This window comes from Corallococcus sp. bb12-1 (assembly GCF_026626765.1).
Lineage (GTDB): Bacteria > Myxococcota > Myxococcia > Myxococcales > Myxococcaceae > Corallococcus > Corallococcus terminator.
Map to the genome: position 1 here is coordinate 342,516 of NZ_JAPNJZ010000007.1, position 20,975 is coordinate 363,490.

General features: G+C 67.6%; 17 protein-coding genes and 1 pseudogene. 14 read left to right on the forward strand and 4 right to left on the reverse strand.

Translation table 11 applies throughout. The features are described from left to right. Positions 1 to 7: 7 nt before the first annotated feature. The 7 genes from OV208_RS12090 (at position 8) to OV208_RS12120 (ending at position 7,651) form a co-directional block, all read left to right on the forward strand. The gene (locus tag OV208_RS12090) at positions 8 to 349 is read left to right on the forward strand and encodes a hypothetical protein (RefSeq protein WP_267573985.1); all 342 of its coding nucleotides are present in this window, start codon (positions 8 to 10) and stop codon (positions 347 to 349) included. Continuing rightward, entirely contained in the window at positions 349 to 558 is a 210-nt protein-coding gene (locus OV208_RS12095; RefSeq protein ID WP_267573986.1) for a hypothetical protein, read from the forward strand. The genes OV208_RS12090 and OV208_RS12095 overlap by 1 nt, the downstream gene beginning before the upstream one ends. Next, positions 555 to 1,742, forward strand: coding sequence for a phage baseplate assembly protein V (locus tag OV208_RS12100; RefSeq protein ID WP_267573987.1), 1,188 nt, complete (start codon positions 555 to 557; stop codon positions 1,740 to 1,742). The genes OV208_RS12095 and OV208_RS12100 overlap by 4 nt, the downstream gene beginning before the upstream one ends. 4 nt (positions 1,743 to 1,746) lie before the next feature. Then, on the forward strand, positions 1,747 to 1,941 hold the full coding sequence (locus tag OV208_RS12105) for a hypothetical protein (RefSeq protein ID WP_267573988.1): 195 nt from the start codon (positions 1,747 to 1,749) through the stop codon (positions 1,939 to 1,941). Then, a complete protein-coding gene (locus OV208_RS12110) occupies positions 1,910 to 3,514 on the forward strand; it encodes a hypothetical protein (protein ID WP_267573989.1) in 1,605 nt (534 codons plus the stop codon). Before OV208_RS12105 ends, OV208_RS12110 begins: the two co-directional genes overlap by 32 nt. Next, on the forward strand, positions 3,511 to 5,682 hold the full coding sequence (locus OV208_RS12115; protein ID WP_267573990.1) for a hypothetical protein: 2,172 nt from the start codon (positions 3,511 to 3,513) through the stop codon (positions 5,680 to 5,682). The genes OV208_RS12110 and OV208_RS12115 overlap by 4 nt, the downstream gene beginning before the upstream one ends. A 1,237-nt stretch (positions 5,683 to 6,919) precedes the next feature. Beyond that, positions 6,920 to 7,651, forward strand: a complete 732-nt coding sequence (locus OV208_RS12120; RefSeq protein ID WP_267573991.1) for a hypothetical protein — start codon at positions 6,920 to 6,922, stop codon at positions 7,649 to 7,651. A gap of 279 nt (positions 7,652 to 7,930) precedes the next feature. On the opposite strand, the gene OV208_RS12125 is transcribed toward OV208_RS12120, so the two are convergent. Continuing rightward, the gene (locus OV208_RS12125) at positions 7,931 to 8,335 is read right to left on the reverse strand and encodes a RidA family protein (RefSeq protein WP_120539146.1); all 405 of its coding nucleotides are present in this window, start codon (positions 8,333 to 8,335) and stop codon (positions 7,931 to 7,933) included. A gap of 100 nt (positions 8,336 to 8,435) precedes the next feature. On the opposite strand from OV208_RS12125, the gene OV208_RS12130 reads away from it, so the two are divergent. Then, positions 8,436 to 9,341: a LysR family transcriptional regulator gene (locus tag OV208_RS12130; protein ID WP_267573992.1), complete on the forward strand. Its 906-nt coding sequence runs from the start codon at positions 8,436 to 8,438 to the stop codon at positions 9,339 to 9,341. Positions 9,342 to 9,480: 139 nt separating this feature from the next. Here OV208_RS12130 and OV208_RS12135 read toward each other — a convergent pair whose 3' ends face one another. Then, positions 9,481 to 10,581 (reverse strand): hypothetical protein, encoded by a 1,101-nt coding sequence (locus OV208_RS12135; RefSeq protein ID WP_267573993.1) that lies wholly within the window; start codon positions 10,579 to 10,581, stop codon positions 9,481 to 9,483. Between the two features lie 433 nt (positions 10,582 to 11,014). Here OV208_RS12135 and OV208_RS12140 point away from each other — a divergent pair. After that, positions 11,015 to 11,536: pseudogene (locus tag OV208_RS12140) on the forward strand (IS3 family transposase); the annotation flags it as partial. Positions 11,537 to 11,801: 265 nt separating this feature from the next. After that, on the forward strand, positions 11,802 to 13,391 hold the full coding sequence (locus OV208_RS12145; protein WP_267573994.1) for a hypothetical protein: 1,590 nt from the start codon (positions 11,802 to 11,804) through the stop codon (positions 13,389 to 13,391). A 486-nt stretch (positions 13,392 to 13,877) separates the two neighbouring features. Here OV208_RS12145 and OV208_RS12150 read toward each other — a convergent pair whose 3' ends face one another. Further along, positions 13,878 to 14,171, reverse strand: coding sequence for a hypothetical protein (locus tag OV208_RS12150; protein ID WP_267573995.1), 294 nt, complete (start codon positions 14,169 to 14,171; stop codon positions 13,878 to 13,880). Between the two features lie 191 nt (positions 14,172 to 14,362). Here OV208_RS12150 and OV208_RS12155 point away from each other — a divergent pair, with 191 nt between their 5' ends. Together OV208_RS12155 and OV208_RS12160 are read left to right on the forward strand one after the other, a co-directional pair. Then, positions 14,363 to 14,596 (forward strand): hypothetical protein, encoded by a 234-nt coding sequence (locus OV208_RS12155; RefSeq protein WP_267573996.1) that lies wholly within the window; start codon positions 14,363 to 14,365, stop codon positions 14,594 to 14,596. 107 nt (positions 14,597 to 14,703) lie between these two features. After that, positions 14,704 to 15,924, forward strand: coding sequence for a CapA family protein (locus OV208_RS12160; protein ID WP_267573997.1), 1,221 nt, complete (start codon positions 14,704 to 14,706; stop codon positions 15,922 to 15,924). 179 nt (positions 15,925 to 16,103) lie between these two features. Here the strand turns inward: OV208_RS12160 and OV208_RS12165 are convergent, their stop codons facing one another. Beyond that, the gene (locus tag OV208_RS12165) at positions 16,104 to 17,726 is read right to left on the reverse strand and encodes a kelch repeat-containing protein (protein WP_267573998.1); all 1,623 of its coding nucleotides are present in this window, start codon (positions 17,724 to 17,726) and stop codon (positions 16,104 to 16,106) included. A 327-nt stretch (positions 17,727 to 18,053) separates the two neighbouring features. On the opposite strand from OV208_RS12165, the gene OV208_RS12170 reads away from it, so the two are divergent. Both OV208_RS12170 and OV208_RS12175 read left to right on the forward strand, forming a co-directional pair. Further along, the gene (locus OV208_RS12170; protein ID WP_267573999.1) at positions 18,054 to 20,336 is read left to right on the forward strand and encodes a hypothetical protein; all 2,283 of its coding nucleotides are present in this window, start codon (positions 18,054 to 18,056) and stop codon (positions 20,334 to 20,336) included. Positions 20,337 to 20,500: 164 nt separating this feature from the next. Further along, positions 20,501 to 20,950 carry a tellurite resistance TerB family protein gene (locus OV208_RS12175; protein WP_267574000.1) on the forward strand — a complete coding sequence of 150 codons (450 nt, stop codon included), beginning with the start codon at positions 20,501 to 20,503 and terminating at the stop codon, positions 20,948 to 20,950. Positions 20,951 to 20,975 lie beyond the last annotated feature (25 nt).

Here is a 20,975-nt window from a genome sequence, read left to right on the forward strand (position 1 = left end):
CCCCACCATGCCTGACGCTTTCGCCCTCAACGGCCGAGTCGCCCTCCAGCGCAACGCGCTGCCGGAAGTCACCCTCTCCACCACGCCGGACGCACCGGACGCGAAGGAAGCGGCGCTGTCGAAGCTGGCTGGCACCCGCGCGAAGCTGGACGTGGACCTGGCCGTGCTCAAGGCGCTGGACGGGCGCTATTCGCGCCTGCCGCCGGTGGAGCCCCAGCCGGTGAAGCTCCAGGACCTGGTGCGCGCCGCGCGCCGCAAGCTCGCCACCGAGCGCCAGCGCGACGTGGGCGTCTGGGTGGACACGCGCGTGAAGCTGACGACGCGGCTGGTGACGGCGTTGGAGGACTGATGCGCAAGCTGCTCGAAGCCCGCATGGGGCAGCGCTGCTACCTCTTCACCACGCTCGGCCAGGTGTACGTGGGCCTGGTGGTGGAGCTCATCGACGACGTCGTCCACCTCACGGGGCCGGACGGCACGACGCCTGTGTACATCAACCTCTCGGACGTCTCCGGCGTGCGCCAGTACGACGAGGACAATGATTTGGGGAGCGCGCGATGATTGAACAACTCCTGCAACAGCTCATCGAACGGACCGAAAGCCGCTACTTCGGCAAGTACCGCGGCTACGTGTCGAACGTGGAGGACCCCAAGAACCTGGGCCGCATCCAGTGCGTGGTGCCGCGCCTGATGGGGGACGTCGCCACCGGCTGGGCCATGCCCTGCACGCCCTACGCGGGACCGGACCAGGGCCTGTTCTTGGTGCCGGACGTGGGCGCCGGGGTCTGGGTGGAGTTCGAGGGCGGCGACCTGTCCCAGCCCATCTGGAGCGGCATGTGGTGGGGCGAGCCGGCCCTCGCGGACCTGGGCCAGCCGGACTCCACCGCGCGCGTGGCGCCCGACACCAGCGAGGTGCCCAAGCACGACTACCCACCGCAGACGGCGGTGCCAGGGGTGCGGATGCTCAAGTCCGCCACGGGCCACTACATCGTCCTGGATGACAGGCCGGAGTCCGCGCGCGTGGAGATCCACGACCGGCAGGGCAACCGCATCATCCTGTCGTCCGAAGGGCTGGACCAGCTCATCAGCAACGAGCGCACGGTGAACGAAGGCAACCGCTCCGCGGAGGTGGACGGTGACGACCGCCTGGAGGTCGCCGGCAAGCAGGAGGAGACGGTGGACGGCAGCCACACCCGCGACGTGGGCGGAGACGTGACGCTGCACGTGACGGGGTCGCTGACGGAGAAGGTGGACACGGCGGGCTACTCCCGCGAGGTGGGCGGCGCGGGCCTGAAGGAGACGGTGGGCGGCCCACGCGAGGACCGCATCCAGGGCAGCCACACGCGCACCGTGTCGGGCGCGTCGCAGGAGACGGCGGTGGGCGGCTACGGGGTGACGTCCGGAGGCAACGCGCAGATCGCCGCCGGCAAGGCGGTGAAGATCGCCGCGACGATGCCGGACCTGCCGGGCCCGTCGCTCAACGCTGTCTCCATCGACGCGCTGATGGGCAACGTGTCCATCAACACCATGCTGGGCATGTGCCAGGTGGGGGGCATCTCCGCCGTGTCGCCGATGGTGCTGGGAGACGGACTGGCCATCCACTTCACGATGCTGGCGCAGATCCTCAAGGCGGTGAACCCGATGACGGTGGCCGCGTACGGGCCGCTGCTGGACGTGTGGGCCGCGATGACGCCGATGCTGGACTGGTCCTACTTCGGTTTCGTCAAGCGCATGCCGGTGGGGTGACGCGATGAAAGAACCCGGCTGGAGTCCGCTGGATGCGGCGGTGCTGCGCGAGCGCCTGGAGGAGGTGAAGGCGCTGCTGCTCCAGGCGGCGGCGGTGGGCGTGGCGCAGGACGCCGAGCGGCTGGAGAAGATGTTGGAGCTGGAGCAACGCACCCGGGAGGACGCGCGTGGCCGACCCCACCGACGCCGATTTCGCTGAGCTCCACGGCGCGCTGGAGGTCTGCTGCGCGGAGCTCGCGAAGGCGCTGGAAGAGGCCGAGGGAGGCGACGGCACCGGCACGTCCGGGGGGCCCTCGTGGCGGCCGTTGGTGCTCGCGGCGCCGCCGGGGTTGGAGCAGTTGGTGGGCATCATCAAGCCGCCGCTCCAGGTCATCATCGCGGTGCTCCAGTTCGTCCAGGCGCTGCTCCAGGCGCTGGCGGCCATCCTGCTGGGGCTGTCGGATCCATTCCGGGCGCTCATCCTGGCGGCGTACGCGCTGCTCAAGGACATCATCGACGACCTGCTCAACGCGGGCGCGTACCTCTACGCGGACGCGCCAGGCATCGGCCCCACGGAGACGAACCTCGCGGAGACGGGCTTCATCCCGAACCTGCCGAAGGACTTCAAGGCGGGGTTCGCGCTGGAGCGACCGCCGGTGACGCCGGATGCCTTCTCGCGCTGGGCGGGGCGGTTCACCGCGTCCTTCGATGACCCGGGCGACGACGCCCGCCCGGTGGTGACGGACGGCGCGCCGGTGCAGGCGGTGTTCATCGTGATGGCGGCGCCGTCGCTGGATGCGCTCCGGCAGGCGCTGTACCTGTTGGGCAAGCTGCTCAACATCAGCGCCTTCAAGAAGGCCTTCGAGAAGTATCCGAAGGGCGCGGTGGATCCACGCCGCAGCCGGGTGCGAAGCCGGTCGGTGAAGCCGGACTGGAAGTCCGCGCGCATGAGGGACTTGTTCCCGGACCTGGAGAAGCTGCTCATCCTGCCGGAGGCGCTCAAGTCGCTGCTGCTGTCGGTGGACAACCTGGCGGGGCTCATCAGGAGCCTGGCGGCCGCGATGCAGGACAAGGTGCAGGTGCTGCTGAAGCTCGTCCAGGCGGTGCAGGCCGTGGTGGACCTGCTGGACGCGCTGAAGTCCGCGGGCATGTACGCGCTGCCGGTGTCCACGCGCGGTGGGGTGGCGGGGCTGAAGCAGGCCTTCCTCCAGGCGGAGAACCGGCCTCCGGGCGGCTACGTGGGAGGCATCTGCCTCTTGGCGTCCGGTCCCAACCTGGCGAAGGCCGCGTTGCTCTGGGAGCTGTTGGGACAGACTCCGGCGATGGAGCTGGCCGAAGGGGAGCTCACGCTGAACGAAGCGGTGCAGCAACTGGCGGACAGCAAGGCGGTGCAGGTGCTGGAGGCGAGCGGCGATGAGGTGAAGGACGCCTGGGGCAACCTCAAGACGGCGAGCCAGGCGGAGGCGGACGCGTTCGTGAAGGCGCTGGAGAAGGCGCCGGCCGGCTTCGCGGAGGCGGTGGGGCGCACGCCCCAGGAGCTGGTGGACGGCGCGCGTCGGGCACGCTCCACGTTGGTGGAGGTGCTGGAACAGTCGAAGGAGCAGTTGCCCACGTCCGCGAACATCGAAGCGGGCATCGCCGCGACGAAGCAGGCCCAGCGCCGGGGCGGACGCTCACTGGCGATGGGGTTCGGAGGACCGGGGCCGTCGGAGCGCGAGCCCAGCCCGGCGCCCCCGGTGACGCCGGCCCCGTCGGACGCGTCCGGGACGCCGAAGAAAGGGAGCGGTCCGTGAGCGCGGTGAAGCGCCTGAGCATGGAGCTGGACGGATGGCAGGCGGCCTGGAAGCAACTGGATGCGTTCCTGGACCGGGTGGAGGGCGCGGCGGATCAGGACTCGCCCTACGTGCAGACGGTGTGCGCGCTGCTGCCCGTGTTCAGCGTCATCGAACGGGCTCGCCGTCGCGCGGTGGGCATCGCCTTGTCGCCAGCCCTGCCGAGCGCCCCTGGAGGCGCGGGCCTGCTCGGACTGACCACCGCGTCGCTCGTGGGTGGTGAGCAGCGCTTGCCGGGCGTGGAGGAGCTGGAGTTCGCGGTGGGGACCATCGGCACGAACGCGGACGGCGAGCTCACGGGGGCGTCGATCCTCGCGGGCACCGTGACGCTGTTCGCGTTCCGCGACGAGAAGCACGGCGGCGAGGTGGCGGTGCGCGTGCCCACGTATGACTTCGGGCCGCTGCTGGCGAGCGGCACCGTGGACGAGGCCATTGACGCGGGACTCTTCAGCACGGACCAGCGCCGCGCCGCCGCGGAAGGTGACGAGGCGGAGATGACGACGTGGACCGGGCTGCGCGCCACGCGCCGGGGCGAGCTGACGACGACGGCGGAGACGGTGCCGCTGAGCAGTGTGTTGGACGGGCTGAGCACCACCTCGCTTTCCAGCGCGTTCGATCCGGTGGCGTCGGGGGCCGCGACCTGTCGCGATGAATGTCTGGCGGACCGCGACGTGCTGCTCCAGGCGAAGACCACGGTGGAGGAGCAGGGCGCGGACGTGGCCCTGACGGATGCGCTCCAGCGCGCGGCGGATTCGCTCCAGGGGCAGGCAACGGACTACGGGACGGTCGCCACCGCGCTCCAGCCGCCGCGCACCGCCACGCACTCCCCGACGGCGCTGGCGGACCTCCAGGCCACGCTGCGCCGGGCGGATTCACCGGGCCTTCCCGGTCAGCTCTCCATCGAGATGACGTTGCTGGACGTGGAGGCGGGGAAGGGGATGGACGACGCGGTGGCGGCACGGCTCGCGTATCCGGACGGCTCACTGCGGATGCTGCGGACGTTGGAATGGTCGCTGCGCTTCCACTGGGTGTTCCGTCAGCGGTGGTTCGACGCGCGCAACCGCGCAGTGCTGGCACCGCTGCTGCGCCAGGTGTTGAAGCCGTTCTGCGACAGCCTGACCTGTGTCCTGGCGGGGACGTCCACGGGGATTCCGCTGGTGGGCGCGGTGACGGTGGTGAAGGACACGCCCACGCAGGCGACGGCGTTGTCGGTGACGCCCACGGCGGACCTGACGAAGGTGCAGGCGGGGCACGTGGCGCACGTGGGAGGCGAGCGGCCCACGCTGGCGATCGTGCTCGGCTGGGAGGTGAAGGGCGGTCCGCCCGGGGACACGCGGTTGCGCATCACGCCCCTGAATGTCTCCATCGCCACGGACGCGAAGCTGCCGGGCGTGGCGGGGTTGGTGAGGAGCGGGGCGACGGTGAGCGGGAGCGCGGTGTCGCTCGGCACGCAGGAGTTGCTGGAGGGGCAGTCGGCGGCGGGCCCGCAGGCGGACGGCGTCGTGCAGGAGGCCATCGCGCTGGGGACACGGCTGACGTTGCTGTTGGGGCAGGGGGGCAGTGCGCTGGGGCTGGTGCCGCCGACGGTGCCCGCGCCGTATCCGGGACAGACGTTCAAGCTGTTGCCGCCGGTGGAGGTGGGCGCGACGCGGCTGTTCCTGGACGGAATGCCGCTGGCGAGCGCATCGGGCTCCACGACGCCTGTTCCGGTCGCACGGCCGGGCGAGCTGCTGTTGGTGCGTGGCGCGGACGATGAAGGCACGTGGTGGCAGGGCGTGGCCCAGGTGGACACGGTGTCGGTGCTCACGGGCGCGGCGGCCCGGGAGGAAGATCCGGTGACGGTGACGCCCACGCCGGTGTGCTGCGGGGATGACGAGGAGGTGGTGGTCATCACGCTGCGCGACCTGCAATTGCCAAAGGCGCTGGTGCGGGACGTGACGCTGCGGCGCGACTTCAAGGGCTTCGGAGGCCCGAGCCTCGCCACGGGAGTGATGCTGCCCATCGAGCTGGATCCGGGCACGGTGAACGTCACCGTGCAGGATGGCGCTGTGACGAAGACGGTGCTGCGCGATCCGGAGCTGCGGGTCGCGGCGGCGGTGCTGAAGACCTGGCTGGGAGTTCCGACATGAGCGATCTGCGAGACGATGTCTACGCGGTGGCCGCGCTCCTCACGGAGCTGGACCGCGTGCTGCATCCGCTGGAGCGTGGAGAGGGCGGAGACTTCAAGGTGGAGCCGCCCCTGCCGCCGTCCCTGCCCTCGCCTCCGTCAACGGGACGGGGAGGGGAGGGCGGACGCTCGGCGAAGACCGCATCGTTGGCGTCAGGCCCCAGGGCCGCGCTGTCGGTGGAACCTCGCGGCGTGGCCACGGGGCAGGTGCCTGCGTCCGTGCAGCCTGTCCAGGCCCGTGCTCCGTCAATGCCGGAGGCCCCCAGTTCCCGGCGCCGCCGCGTTCCTCGTCCGGAGCCGACCCTGGCGGGAGCACCGAAGTTCCAGCCCGCGCGCGGCCCCGGGATCGAAGTCACGGGTGGAAGTCAGGACACCGAGAGGGCGCCCGTTTCCGTGGAGGGGGTCCACGAGGTGAGCACGCAATCACCTGGAGTCATGTCGCCTCTGTTCCCACGGCGCGAGCAGGACGCTCCGTCCGTCACGCCTGCCCGCGCGATCTTGAGAAGTCCCGAAGCACGGTCGACCGAAGTCCCTCGCGCCAGGGCCTCGTTGTCGGAAGCCGAGGCGCCGCGAAGGACCCGGGTCCCGCGCCCGCCCAGCGCAGTCCCTGAAACACAGACAACAAGCCAACCCCTTCGCGCACGCGCACCCGAAGAGACGGTGCGTCGTGACCGGGTGTCCCGTACCGGTTCCCCTGCGCCGCTGCTCGCCCTGGTCGAATCAGGTCCCTCTCTACCGCCGCAGCCTCGTCGGAGAAGGCCGCATGCACCGACAAGAGACCTGCCACCGTCGGCCCTGGGCGAACGCACCGCTCCGGTCCTGACGGGTGAGCCAAGGCATCGGCCAGGGCTGACGAAGCCCGAAGCCAATTCGCCGCGGCCTCCACCGCCTTCCTCCCGGGACTCGCGGACGTCTCCACCGCCTCCAGTCCGGAGCACCGGTCGTCCCACCCTGGAGCCCGTGCGAATCGAAGTGAAGGCCCTGGTTCCGCCCCTCGGAGTCGAAGCACCGCCTCGGGAAGTGACGTGGGAGGAGGAGCGCTCGTGGGCGGAGCCACCGGATCCTGAAACAGATGCAGGCAGGGAGGTCTTCTTCGTGAATGGCCGGCGGGTGACACGCGAGGACCAGGAAGCCCTTCAGCAGGCCGGTCAACGACTGCGGCGAAGGATGACGGGTCGGTCGCTGTGGCGGAGGCGGGGATGAGCGGCCTTCCTCCCCGGCAGCGGTTGGGACAACTGCTGCGCTCGCTCTCGAAGCACCTCCCAGGCCAGCTCGATGGACTGCTGGAGAACGCCCGGTTCACCGACGGTGCCGCCGCGCTCCAAAGACTGTCGGACCCCGCGCACCTGGAAAAGGCGCTGGCCCGCCTGTCCCCGGAAGAAGCCGGGTGGCTCGCGGACGTGCTGACGGAGCGTTGGCGCCAGGTCGCGGACCTCCAGTTGGAGCCGGAGGTGGCCATCGTCGCGCCGGATGAACTCTGGATGGGAGCGGAGCCGGTGCGGGTGCCGCTGTCATTGGCGGCGGTGGGGCTGGACGACGGCTTCGAAGCGCTCTGGGAGGGCGCGGTGACGCAGGCGGCTCCATCGCCCCGGGCGACGCTCCTGGCGAAGCCCCCCGAAGGCACCACGCCGGAAGTGGCGCGCGTCCGTGCCCAGGTCCGGGCCAGCGTGAAGGGCCAGCGCTGCGTGCTCGTCGCGCAGGCGCAGGTGGTGCTGCGGCGGCCGTCGGTGGTGGTGAGCGATGACCGGCGCCGGTTCCTGGCGCAGGACCAGGTGGGACGTCCGGCGGTGGGGTGCCGGCTGGAAATCGGGACGGATGTGCATGTCACCGGCCCGGGAGGGCTGGTGGATCTGGACGCCCCCGCGGCGCCCGGACTGCCCCTCAAGGTGGAAGGGATTCCCGCCGGTCGGATCCCGGGTCCGCGCCCATGACACTCACGATGGATGGCGAAGGAGGAAGCCGATGAAGACGATGACCCCTCAAACCAAACGGACGCCGGAGCGCAAGCCGGCCACGACCCGGCCTGTCGCGCCCACCCAACAGCCCGCGACGGCGTCACCTCGCACCCAACTGGGGAATGCGGCGGGGCCCGCCATGAAGACCGGGGCCGGTGGCAATTTCAAGGCAAAGGCTCCGCCCACCGCAGCTCCGAATCCCAACGTCCGACTGCCAAAGAAATAGTCGGCAGGGAGCGGAGGTCGCCGCGTGGCTCAGTCCACGACCGCGGTGGCTTCAATCTCGACGAGCACGCCCGGTTCGAAGAGCACGGAGACGCCGATGAGCGATGCCGGCGCCGGCACGAACTTCAGCTCCCCGGCGACCCGCTCGATGCCGGCAGCGAAGTCGGGTAACAGCTCGCGCTTCCAGTCGACCACGTAGAACGTCAGCCGTACGACGTCCTTGAACGTCGCCCCGGCAGCCGTCAGGGCGATGGAGACGTTGCGCAGGGACTGCGCCACCTGTCCCGCCAGGTCGCCCCGTGCGACGAGCTGCCCCTCGGCGTCGTACGCGACCTGCCCTGCGATGTGCACCTGCCGGGTTCCGGTGGCGATGGCCACCTGTCGGTACATCTCGGTCTTCATGAGTCCGTCGGGGTTGAGCAGGGTTACGGGCATGGGTGCGCTCCAGGGGTTGGTGTCGGGTGAAGATACCGGGCCCATTGACGAACGGCGTTCCCCTCTCCAGCGACGCGCGAGCTACAACCGGAAGCCATCGATGAAGCGCGCCAATCTGGATGAGATCTTCGCCTTCATGTCCGTCGTGGACGCGGGCAGCTTCGTGGGCGGCGGCCGGGCCATTGGCTTGACTCGCTCCGCTGCGGGCAAGGCCCTGGCCCGGCTGGAGTCCCGCCTGGGGGTGCGCCTGCTCAATCGCACGACGCGCCACCTGAGCCTCACCGACGATGGCCGTGTGTTCCATGAGCATTGCCAGCAGGTCCTCGCGGCGCTGGATGAAGCGGAAGCCAGCGTCGGGCAGCGCACGGGGATTCCCCGAGGAGTCTTGCGGCTCACCGTGCCCGGCGCCTTCGGCAGACTGCATGTCCTGCCCTTGCTGCGGGACTATCTGCGCAGGTGGCCCGAGGTCCAGGCGGAGGTGAGCTTCACCGATCGCGTCGCGGACATCATCGAGGAGGGGTACGACCTGGCCGTGCGCATCAATGGGACCAGCACCGATACGCGCCTGGTGTCCCGGCTCGTGGCGCAACACCGGGCCATCGTCTGCGCCGCGCCTTCCTACCTCGACGCGCGCGGCGAACCCGAGACGCTGGAGGAGCTCGCGGAGCATGACTGTCTGCTCTTCAGCAGCCGGACGCGACGACAGCACTGGCGGCTGCGCCAGAAGGACGGCGCCTGGGTGACGGTGGAGGGGCGAAGCCGCTTTCGTCTCGACAGTGGCGAGGCGATCCGGGACGCGGCGGTCGCGGGGCTGGGCATCGCCTATCTTCCCGGCTTCCTGGTCGACGAAGACCTGGCGGGTGGCCGCCTGAAGGCGCTGCTGCCGTCTTGCGAGACAGGGGTCGTCGGGATCATGGCCATCTACCCGAGCAAACGTTACCTGCCGGCGAAGGTGCGGCGCTTCATCGACCTGATGGTCGAGCAATGGGGAGCGAAGTCGCGCTGACGCCGCGTGGCGTCTTCGGCGTCCAGGCCCGAAAACAAGACCCCGTGGCTCCCTGAGGGCGCCACGGGGTCGTTCATCTCAAGGGGCTGCTCGCTTCGACCGACGGGTCCGGCTCACCGTCAGGCAAGCCGGTCCGCGGTCACGGGGTCTGGAAGGTGTCGAGCGAGGGGCAGTAGGTGGCGTACCCGTGCCCGGTGAGGACTCCGTCCACGTAGAGGCCGTCCACGTCGAAGGCCACGAAGTGCGAAGCGGGAGGGGCGCCGGCCTTGGCGCAGGTGGGGCAGAGCGAGGCCGCCACGGGCGTGAAGGTGAAGCTCGTGCTGTGGTCGAAGTAGTTCGAGGAGAGCCCGCCCTCCAGGTCGACCACGGTCGCGCGCGGCTCGCCAGGCGCAGAGCCTGTCTGCGGCGTCGTGTCCACCGGCACCTTCACCGCGTAGACGCTGATGAGCTGCGGCGGGAACGACGAGTCCGGGGACGGGCACTCACCCGGCGTGCCGTTGTTGAGCTCGATCCACAGCTCCCACGGCTCCCCGGGGGTCGAGGGCTCTTCGTAGCCGAAGAAGGCGTTGGTCATGACGCGCTGGTTGCCCTCCATCTCGATCGTGGCGGCGGTGTCCTGGCAGGTGCCTTCGCAGACGGTGAAGGGGTCGGTGCCAGCGTCGGGCGTGGTGCCCGCGTCAGGCTCGGTGCCGGCGTCGGGCGTGGTGCCCGCGTCAGGTTCGGTGCCGGCGTCGGGCGTGGTGCCCGCGTCAGGTTCGGTGCCCGCGTCGGGCGTGGTGCCCGCGTCCGTTTCGCTACCCGCGTCGGGCGTGGTGCCCGCGTCGGGCTCGGTGCCCGCGTCGGGCGTGGTGCCCGCGTCAGGCTCGGTGCCCGCGTCGGGCGTGGTGCCCGCGTCAGGCTCGGTGCCCGCGTCGGGCGTGGTGCCCGCGTCCGTTTCGCTACCTGCGTCGGGCGTGGTGCCCGCGTCAGACGTGCTGCCCGCGTCCGTTTCGCTACCCGCATCAGGCGTGGTGCCTGCGTCGGATTCAGTGCCCGCGTCGGACTCGGTGCCCGCGTCGGATTCAGTGCCTGCATCGGACTCGGTGCCCGCATCGGACCCGGTGCCCGCATCGGGCTGGGTGCCCGCATCAATGCGAGTGGGCGGCGTCGGAGGGCCGTTGTCGGAACCACAGCCAGAGAGTGCGGGAGCGGCCGCGAGTGAGACAATCAACAAGGGGAGAATCGAGCGTCGCAATTTCATGCCGGGGATTGTCTCGGGTTCCCTGCTGAGATGCGAGCGGAACCGGCCCGCTGCGTCATGGACGAGGCTCGTTCACATGGCGACGCCATCCCCGAGGAACACGCCGCGCGGCTCAAGCTGTGGCAATGACCAGGCTTTTCCACGGAAGCCCATGCTTCCCCGGAGGCGGGTCCAGCGTTCGCGCCCCTGTCGAAGCCTTCGGGGGTGAAGGGTACCGGCCGACACGCGCCAGCAGGTTGTTGCCAGCCCCATGCGCCGACACCGGCGCCGCCCGACATTTGTTACAGCCAGTGAAGCAGGAGTGGCCCGGTTCCGTGGACACCCGAGATGTGATGGAAGGAGCACGGGATGTCCGCGACTGATGAGAAGCAGAGGAAGCCCCGGAGGCCGCGCCGGGAGTTCACGGCGGAGTTCAAGGCCGGGGCGGTGAGGCTCAGCCCACCACTACCCGGTGGCAGCGAACACCCTGGAAAGGAACTTCCAACCGGGCCAGCCCCACCGCGCGTGGGTCGGTGACATCACCTACGTCTGGACCGACGAGGGCTGGCTGTACCTGGCGGTGCTGCTGGACCTCTTCAGCCGCAAGGTGGTGGGCTGGGCGATGGGCGAGAGAATCGACCGCGGCCTGGTGCTGAGCGCGCTCGACATGGCGTTGCTCGGCCGTCCCGCCCCGCAGCTTCACCACTCCGATCGCGGTAGCCAATACGCGAGCGAGGATTACCGCCGGCTGCTGGAGGAGCGCGGCATTGAATGCAGCATGTCGCGCAAGGGCAACTGCTGGGACAACGCCGTGGCGGAAAGCTTCTTCTCCACCCTGAAGCTGGAGCTCGTCTACGTCACCCGCTTCAAGACACGTGAGGCGGCGAAGCAGTCGCTGTGGGCTACGTCTGCCCAGTGGAGTACGAGCGGATGGCCGAGACCAAGAGACTGGCAGCGTAGTCAACCTGTCCACTGAACCGGAGCAGGCCCATCGCGGGCCCGAGTGAGACAGTCGGACGGCGCGTTATATTTTTCAAGCTTTATCTTGTTTAGCTTCCAGATCGGCAAATACTGTAAATCCAGAGTGGCTTCATGCGGCCTTGCGGTCTAGGCACCCCTGACGACGCTGCGGAGCGACAGGCTGGCAAGCCAATGGAAGTCCAACAGCCACTTCACTGCGCATGACGCGCAGTGCCAAGCAGCCACGGGCTGCGAGAGGGAGCAGTATGAGGAAGCTGTCCATGACGGTCGTGATGCTATGCGGTGCGCTGGTGTCAGCGTGCAATGGCGAGGATGCGGTGCAGCCCGCCAACGAACGGCCCGGCGGCACTGGCGCCGAGGCCTCCATCGGGTCCTCCAGCCAAGCGGTCGTCTCCCCGGAGCTCGCGGCAGCGCTCACGTGCGTCGAGACGTATGTCAACGCGGGGACCTGCAACTGGCCGCACTGGAGCGAGCTGTGGGAGACGTGCCTGACCTACGAGCACTCGGAGCTCGAGGACGGCCTCTTCCTCGAAGAGGTGCAGGCCAATCACTGCACGGTGGCGAACTGGCCCACGCTGCGCGCGCAGCTCATCGCCCCGCGCCCGCAGCGCGTCCGCGTGCGTGAAACCTGCTTCGGCGACTCGCCAGTGATTCAAGATGCCGCGTCCAACGGTTGTCATACGCTCGCGCCGACCGCGGGCGCCTCCTTCGTCGAGGTGCCGTTCGGTAAGTCCGTGACGCTCCACGCCGGTGCGTCTTGTACCGGGGACTCGGTCACCGTCCAGACCGACGCGAACCTCTGTGAGACCTCGTTCGGGAGCGGCGCGAGCACGAACAATACCGTGCGCTCGTTCCAGGTTCAGGACGTCGTGGCGCCACCCTCGGCGTACCGCTACACCTGCGCCAGTGAGGAGTCGACGTGCGTCAGGAACTACAACAGCAGATTGGGCGCGTTCCACCAGACGCACCCTGTCAGGGTCGTCCGCGTCACCCTCGCGGGCAAGACAACACCCGCGCTGACCACCATCCAGGCCAAGGTCCGCGAAATGGACGCCTTCTTCGCCGTCGCATCTCGCAATCAAATGCGCCTGGAACTCATCGGATCGCAGACCGTTCAGGTGACGAGCAGCGACTGCGGGACGGCGAAGACCCAGGCGGCCCAGCAAGTCAGCACAAGCGCGTTCCTGACCGTGTATGTGATGCCCGGCGGAGTGTGTGCTTCCTCGAACGCCGGCTCGCGCAGGATCTTCCTCAATGACAACCTGCTCCGGAGCTACATTCACGAGACGGGACACGTCCTCGGCCTCGGGCACGGCAACGTGCGAGATCCTTCTACCGGCGTGGTCACCCAGTATGGAGACGCGAGCACGTACATGGGCAGGTTCGTGTCGGAGAACTACAACCTCCCGCAGATCCACTGGCTGGGATGGACGAAGAAGGAGGAGCTCATCCAGATCAACTCGGCCATCGACAGCGCTGGCTTCATCGAAGTCAACCTGCGTCCGGTGGGCAGCAACGCGGTCAGCACCAGCAGCCTCCCGCTGGGCGCGGTCTGGGACATTCCCGGCGGCAAGGATCGGCTGTTCTTCACCGTACCGAAGCCGCGCCTGAACGACGCGAACCAGATTGGGGGCGGCGCGGTGTTCGTGTACCGTGCCCCCAAGTGCGAGGGCTGCGTGGGCATGGAGTTGAGCACGCTACAACTGGCGCGGTTTGGCCCCAGGGCCACCAGTGAGTACGCAGCGAGTGGCCTTGTCGTCAAGCCGGTGGGCTTCACGAGCAGCTTCGTCCAGGTGAACGGAGTGAGCGTCGAGGAGTTCACCTCCGTCAAGCTGCGCATCTGGCAATAGAATCCACCAGGCTGGGGCAGGCGCCTGGACTGCGTGAGGCGGTGTTCTGGGCCAGGCGCGAGGGTGGGCCTGCTCCGGCGGTCTCACTGTTCGATTTGACGGGGGCAACTCCAGACAGCCCCTAGTTCACATGGCGATGCCATCCCCGAGGAACACGCCGCGCGGCTCAAGCTATGGCAATGACCAGGCTTTTCCACGGAAGCCCATGCTTCCCCAGAGGCGAGTCCAGCGTTCGCGCCCCTGTCGAAGTCTTCCGGGGTGAAGGGCTTCGTCCGACAAGCGCCAGCAGGTTGTTGCCAGCCCCATGCACCGACATCGGCGCCGCCCGACATATGTCACAGGCAGTGAAGTGCCCGCGCTCCGCGCTACAGGGAGACGAGGGAGGCCCGGTTGATATCGACGGCGTCCGCTGCATGTCCCTCCCTCGCCACCCGTTACGGAAGGCTGGCGGCGCTCAAATCGCGCGGAGGTATCGCCTGACGCGGGTCAGAACTGCGGCGTGACGTAACAGGAGTCCGACGCGTAGGGGCAGTCCTGCGGACAGGTCGAAGGGCTCTCCCCATCGCAGCACCGGCGGTCGCCACATGCCAGGGAGCCGCCACAGTCCTGCGGACAGTTGAAGGCGTTCTCCGTGCTGGCGTCGCAGAAGAAGTCCCCACAGACGCTGCACAACGTCTGTTCCTGCCGCGCCGTTTCCTGCATGGGCGCATCCACGACGCCTCCACACGCCAGCATCAGTCCCGCCACCAGTGCCAGCAACCCCTGCGTCATCACGTTCATGGGTCTTGTCCTTATATTCCAGTTTTCCGTCAAAAGCGGACTTGGGGTTGTTAATACAGAAGACGGAGGGCGCTCAAATCCCCTGGGAGGCGCGGCGTACACTGCCGAGCAGGACGACCTCTCGCGTGGCGCCAACTGGCGGGAGCTTCCGTGAAAATAGAGGGTCAGCCCGTTGGAGCCTTGGAGTTTCGATGTTTGAGGTTGTGATTGGTGATGTGGATACGCTGGCGCATCCTGTGGCTGGTTCGGTCAAGGGAGATTCGGAGCTGGTGAGCCACGTCTTTGCTGTGGTCGACGACAAGCCTTTCTATTGGTATGGCTGGTACTTGGACATGACGGGGGATGATTTTGATCAGAAGCTCATTCGGATGTGGAGAGAGGGCTTTGCTCGTCATGGCAAGGTTGAAGGGCCACTTGGAATTTGAGCAAGGCAGGTGCCGAGTTGCTGGCGCTCAACGGAATGAGCATCCGCGGCACCCTCATCTGGTAGAAGGCACGAGGAACGCATCCGAGCAGGATGTAGGAGTGAACCGTGGCCTCGAACAACATTGCTCATCCCGGTGGACCCGGGCTGTCGATCCTCGCTGTGGGCGATGTCTTCGTGGACCGCGACGACCCGGCGACGGCCTTCCACTCCGCCCGCGACGTCCTGCGCTCCGGTGACGTCGTCTTCGGCAACTGCGAGGGCGTCTTCAGCGACGACATCCAGCGTGCCCCCAGCGCCGGCTCGACGCTCACGGCGCCCGCGGCGAACGCCGCCCCATTGGCCAAGGCGGGCTTCGACATCATGTCATTGGCCAACAACCACAGTCTCGACGGGGGACATGCCGCGCTGCTGTCCATGCGCCGGACACTGGCCGACCTGGACATCGCCACGGTGGGCGCGGGCGCGAATCTCGCGGAGGCCACCGCGCCCGTGTATCTCGAGCGCAATGGAACACGGCTGGCCTTTCTGGCTTTCAGCTCCGTGTTTCCCTACGGCTATGAGGCGCGCCCGGGTGTCCCCGGCCTGGCTCCCTTGCGTGCACACACCCGATACACTCCCTTGGATTTGAACACATGGAATCCGGGCATGGCCCCTGTGGTGAGCACCGAGCCGCTGGTCGAGGATCAGAAGGCGTTCATCGACAGCATCACCGAAGCACGCGCGAAGGCCGACATCGTCGTCGCCAGCTTCCACTGGGGTGACTCCACCGTGCCGTTCTCGCTGACCGACCACGAACGACGGACGGCCAGGCTCGCCATCGACAACGGGGCCGACGTCGTCGTGGGCCACCATCATCACATGCTCCGCGGTGTCGAGTTCCATTCCGGAAAACCCATCTTCTACGGTCTGGGGCACTATGTGTTCGACCTGCCGAACCTCGCTGAGCGCCTCGCGAAAGACGGTTACCTGGGCGTGGGACGGCCGGAAGAGATGGCGGCATGGGCCCGCAAGTTCGGCGAGTACATGATCCGCCCTCGGCAGGGCTACCCACTGCTGCCGTTTCACCAGGATTCCAGGCTGACCGGCGCGGCGGTGATCCACATCGCTCCGTCCGGGCGCATCTCCGCCGGCTTCCTGCCCGCGATCATCAATCCGGCCAACGAGCCGATGCACGTGTCCGCGGACAGCGAGGAAGGCAGGCGGGTGGTCGCCTATCTCGAACGCTGCTGCACGACCGAACAGCTTCCTACAAAGCTGGTCGCCCCTCGGCCCGACTCCGGACTGCCTACCTCGTGCATCGAGTTCGTCTCGACCTCAACCGACTGAGCCGATGCGTGCCCGGAGGTGCTCGGCGAGACGCACCAGCGTCTGATTCCCGCTACGCGTTCCTCCTGTGACGGGAGCCTCCCATCCAGGTGGCGGCGCGCGTCTCAAAGCGCGTCGCCACCCGCCAGTCCTGTCTCATCGGCACGCCAGTGCGGTGCACGCAGGCGGCCCCCCCTGTCTCAGAGGTCCGTGATGGACGTGAAGTGCTCGGCGGAAACGAGCGACGCGGTGGAGGCGTCCGCCTGCCCGCCGACGGCGAGGACGCGGCCGTCGAGCAACACCGTGGCGGTGAGGTTGCGCCGGGGGCCACTCATGGGCGGCGCCTGCGTCCACGTGCCCGTCGCCACGTCGTAGCGCTCCACCGAAGGCGTGATGGTCGTGCCATCGGTGCCACCCAGCACCAGCACCCGGCCCGAGGGCAGCGCCACGAGGCTGAACTCACTGCGCGCCGTGGCCAGGGAGCCCGTGCTCGCCCAGGTCCCGGTGGCGGGGCTGTACAGCTCCGTGGTGGGCGTGAGGACACCGCTGGGGGTGAGTCCGCTCGCGACCAGCACCCGGCCATCCGCCAGCAGGGTCGCGCCGTGCCCGAAGTGGCGGGAGCCCATCGTGCCGGTCGCCGTCCAGCTGTTCGTGGCCGGATCGTACACCTCGGCGGTGGCCAGCGTCTGTCCCCCGGTGTGACCGCCTGTGATCAGCACCCGGCCATCCGCCAGCAACGTGGCTGAGTGGCCGTAGCGGCGCGTGGACATGGCGGGCCCGGAGCTCCAGAGGCCCGTGAGCGGGTTGTACAGCTCCGTGCTCGTCAGGCCCAGGCTGCCGTCAAAGCCACCGGCGACGAGCAGCCTCCCGTCGTTCAGCGTCGTCACGGTGTGGCGGAAGCGGGCGGTCGCCATGGAGGCCGCGGCGCTCCAGGTCCCCGTGGAGGGGACATACCGCTCGGCGGAAGCGACGACGCCGCCGGTGTTCTGACCTCCGGTGACGAGCACCTCGCCGGAGGCCAGGAGGGTGGCGCCCTGTCCATACCGCTTCACGGACATGGAGCCCGTGGAGGTCCAGGTGTCCGTGGCCGGCGAATAGACCGCCGCGCTGTCCAACCACCCCGCGTTGTTGGCGCCGCCCGCAACCAGCACCCGGCCATCCGCCAGCAGCGTGGCACTGTGCTTCGTGCGAACCGAGGGTGCGGTACTGGCGGTCTGCCAGGCGTCGCCGTAGCGGACCTCCAGCTTGGGGCGCTTCGTCGCGTCCGCCGCCTCACGCGGGTAGTAGTAGGTGTCGTAGTAGCCCGGGTTGATGAGCTGGAACGAGATCCGCCGGTCGGAGGCCTCCATGGCGCTCTGGACGACCGGAACGAGGCTCGGATCCTCGTTCACGCCTGCCTTGTCCTCGTAGTACCCGACGTACGGGTACCAGAGGAACCAAGAGCCCAGCGGTCCCCCGACATGGGCCGGCCGGTTGTTGAAGGTGATTGTGTACTCCCCCCACGTGTTGTCCGGCACGAGGTAGGTGTAGACATTGCCATCGTAGCCACCGGCGTAGCCCGTAAAGGCGGTGGTCGTCAGCTTCACCGAGCGGACCTTCGCACCGGCGGGCAGCGCGCCCAGGTTGAAGCGGAGGAAGGCGGTCGTCTGGAAGAAGACGCTGACCTTGAGCTCACCCGCGCCGCCGAAGTTCGTGTCCTCCTCGAAGATCCCTGTCGTGACGGTGCTGTCCGCCTCGGGCTCCAGGACCGTCACGAGCGCGGGAGTCAGCGCGGCGGCCTGGGAGCGGGGCTCCGCTGGCGAGGAGGACGCTTCGGGGGCCATCGGGTCGCATCCAGCGACACAGAAGGCCACGCAGGTGGAGACGCCCAGGGACCACCAGGGTATCACGGTGAGACTTTTCGAAGGGGACATGGGAGCGCCGTTTTCCGGGATGAGCAACCGAATGTGTGGGAAGGACATCAAAATACCACTTGTTCATTCATGCACACGCGGGGAGGCTCATGAAAATTCACGGACCGGGCTGTTGCTGGCGACCTGTCTGCTGGGTGCGGTGCGAAGCGGATGCGACGCGTCCTCGCAACGGGCCCATGCCCGGGTTAACCTCCGAAGGCGCGTTCATTTCCGATTCGTGAAGGGCCTGGAGACCTCATGAAGCACTTGTACAAATGCAGCGTCTGCACCAGCGAGGTCTGGCTGGACAGCGAAAACGCCACGCACTGTGCGAAGCCCGCGCGCCCCGTCATCAACCCGGGCCGGTTTTCCTACAAGAGCGACAAGTACAGGCAGTCCTATGTCCCGCTGGTGATTCAAGCCGACGACACCATCAAGACACTGAGCTCCCAGTACAAGAGAGCCGCTAAAGCATCCCTCAAGCAGCTCGCCTACGGGCAACACCTCAGCTGCTCCGGTGACCGCTACGGGATGTTCTATGCCCTGAGCTTGTTCAAGGATGCCTCGGTCGCCTTCTTCTGTGCCGCCGACAAGGCCTCGGTCGACAAGATGCTTTCCTTCACCGAGTTCTATGCGAGCGGCATGGAGGGCCTGGACTGCGTTGGCTACAAGATCGTTCCAATCCTGACCCACGGCGACGCCGAAGCAGCCGCCTCGAAACAGTTCAGGATCCTCGAAGCCGAGTTCGAAAAGCAATCCACCCTCTGGTTGTCGCTGGAAGGCGGGTTCACCGCCCGGAGTGAACTGCTTCAGGCCAAGAAGCTCGAACACGCGGCCTCCCGTCCGGCGCAGATGGACGATGACGCGCGGAAGGTCTTTGAGCGCAGAACGGATTACATCGACGAGCAGATCGACACACACCAGACCCGATACGACAAGGCCAAGAAGGGCTACAGCGCCGCGAAGTTCAAGTTGGCCAAACTCTATTGGGATACCACCCAGACCCAGAACCGCTTCGCGGAGGAGCTGGAGACCCGGCGCTATCACGCTCCTTTTGTCTGGTCGAACCTTGATGACTTCACCTGGCGGGGCGGAAACCAGCTCTACTCGGATGCCTCGGAGCCCAACAACATCGCCAGGGCCACCGGCCTTTCAGCCGTCGCCAGGCTCCTCCAGCCCCATCCCGAACTGAGGGTCATCACGATCGGGAAGAGCCACATGCACCTCAACCTGCTGCTGGAGCAGGTGGGAGGGCACAGGTTCGCCGCCGCGACGAAGTTCGTCGGGACGACCTTCCTGAGGAACCTGGGCGCCCAGGCGGTCAGCAGCATCGAAGGGGAGGTCAACGCCTGGAGCAGGCGGATCATCAACAACTACCGGAAGCAGCACCCCTCATCGACCGCCACCATCAAGCTCCTCCTGGTGTGGGTCCGTGGCTTGAACCCGACGGAGCGCCGGGGGGTCCAGGGTCTCAAGAGGAAGTCCGGCTGGGATGATGACGCGTCTGTCTATCAGTTCTCAGAGCACAACCATGACACCATCAACGCGGACGCCAAGAAGAACCCCCATCACGTGATGAACGTCCAGATCTTCAAGCAGGTTTCGGAGATCTGTGAATCCATCAGTGGAAAACACACCCATGTCATCCCTGTCGCCATTGGCGACATCCTCTTCGAGGACATGTACGATCCGCAAAGCCCCCACTACATCGACCGGACGGACCCCGACCACCTGGTCGAATACTGGGAGCGTGCCCCCGATGCTCTGAAGGGCGAGGCCTCCATGCTCAAGCAGCGGACGTTCCTGCTCGCGCTGTGGAAGCGGTTCGAGATCATCCAGATGGGCGTGCGGTCCGGCATGTTGGAGTTCCTGGCCTACAATGGCCTCCCCACGGTCTATCTGGAGCGCGCGGTCGACTGTCTCGACCCCGAAAGCGGCGCCCCTCGAATCAAGCAACTGGCCTATGAGCTCGAAGAGTTCTACAGCCCGAGTCTCACGCTGCCCAAGCTCCCCTGGTTCCGCATGCAGCACCAGGTCAACGTGGGCCTCAGCCAATACACCAAGGCCTCCCGCTACAACCCCAAGGTCCTGGGCCCCAAGAGCATGACGGGCGTCAACGAGTCGGTCATGCTGGGGTATTTCAATCAGGCGGAGGTGAAGACGCTCAGTCTGGGCCTTCAGAACATCTTCCAATCCATCTGGGCCAAGAGGATCCGGGCGGCGGTGCCTGAGAAGATCCAGTTCAGCATGAAGGACGTCGAAAGCGGAGAGTTCGGTCTCCTGGACGACCGGTACGGAGCGCCGCCCGTCCCGGAGCCGCTCGCGCGCCGGGTCCCGGCGTTCGAAATCGAAGGCTGGGATCCGAAGACCCCCAACCTCGTCCCGGACTTCCTCATTGCCCGGGGCGTGGACCATGGCGCCCTCATCAGTGTCAACGGGATCGAATATCGGGTCCGTCAGAGCAACGGGATGAAGGAACCGACCCACGACAACGTGATGGGCAAGATGCTCTACGCCACCGTCCATCTTCGAGGTGGCTAGGGAAGGCCGCGTTGCGCGCTGCGGCACGGGACTGCCAGTGGGGGATGGACGAAACCGTTTTCGATCCTCTCGGGCGCCCTTTATCCTATGGCACCTGAACAGCCCGGCTCCGCGTCTGTCCGGGAGTCGCCGGCCGGCCGCGCGCCGCTCAACCCGGAGACGACATGACGCGCGAGTACCCTCAGGAGCAGTTGCTGGCGTTCGTCCAGGCCATGGCCAACGTGGCGGCGAGCGATGGCCGCATCACCGAGGACGAGCGCCAGCAGCTCGATGAGGTGGTGCTGGGCATGGGCCTGTCGCCTCGCGACGAGCAGGTCGCCGCGATCATCGAGGGGGAGTTCCAGAAGCCTGGCCGCCTCACCGACATCGTCAGCAAGATCGAGATTCGCGAGCTGCGCGTCTCCCTGCTGCGCATGCTCGTCGAGGTGGCATGTGCCGACGGAGAGGTCGCGACCGAGGAGCGCGCGTCGGTGAACGAGGCCGCCGGTGCCTTCGGGCTCGACGTGTCGGTCACTGACGAACTCATCGACTGGACGCTCGCGTCGATCAAGCTGGAGCAGCGTGAGCGCGAGCTCATGGCGAAGCTGCTCCATGTCGCTGGTGGGAATTCCTGACGCCTGCCTCCGGTGTGGAGGCAGG

Coding starts and splice junctions, on each gene's coding strand:
- OV208_RS12090 (WP_267573985.1), top strand. CDS start 8: ATGCCTGACGCTTTCGCCCTCAACGGCCGAGTCGCCCTCCAGCGCAAC.
- OV208_RS12095 (WP_267573986.1), top strand. CDS start 349: ATGCGCAAGCTGCTCGAAGCCCGCATGGGGCAGCGCTGCTACCTCTTC.
- OV208_RS12100 (WP_267573987.1), top strand. CDS start 555: ATGATTGAACAACTCCTGCAACAGCTCATCGAACGGACCGAAAGCCGC.
- OV208_RS12105 (WP_267573988.1), top strand. CDS start 1,747: ATGAAAGAACCCGGCTGGAGTCCGCTGGATGCGGCGGTGCTGCGCGAG.
- OV208_RS12120 (WP_267573991.1), top strand. CDS start 6,920: ATGAGCGGCCTTCCTCCCCGGCAGCGGTTGGGACAACTGCTGCGCTCG.
- OV208_RS12125 (WP_120539146.1), bottom strand. CDS start 8,335: ATGCCCGTAACCCTGCTCAACCCCGACGGACTCATGAAGACCGAGATG.
- OV208_RS12130 (WP_267573992.1), top strand. CDS start 8,436: ATGAAGCGCGCCAATCTGGATGAGATCTTCGCCTTCATGTCCGTCGTG.
- OV208_RS12135 (WP_267573993.1), bottom strand. CDS start 10,581: ATGAAATTGCGACGCTCGATTCTCCCCTTGTTGATTGTCTCACTCGCG.
- OV208_RS12145 (WP_267573994.1), top strand. CDS start 11,802: ATGACGGTCGTGATGCTATGCGGTGCGCTGGTGTCAGCGTGCAATGGC.
- OV208_RS12150 (WP_267573995.1), bottom strand. CDS start 14,171: ATGAACGTGATGACGCAGGGGTTGCTGGCACTGGTGGCGGGACTGATG.
- OV208_RS12155 (WP_267573996.1), top strand. CDS start 14,363: ATGTTTGAGGTTGTGATTGGTGATGTGGATACGCTGGCGCATCCTGTG.
- OV208_RS12165 (WP_267573998.1), bottom strand. CDS start 17,726: ATGGCCCCCGAAGCGTCCTCCTCGCCAGCGGAGCCCCGCTCCCAGGCC.
- OV208_RS12170 (WP_267573999.1), top strand. CDS start 18,054: ATGAAGCACTTGTACAAATGCAGCGTCTGCACCAGCGAGGTCTGGCTG.
- OV208_RS12175 (WP_267574000.1), top strand. CDS start 20,501: ATGACGCGCGAGTACCCTCAGGAGCAGTTGCTGGCGTTCGTCCAGGCC.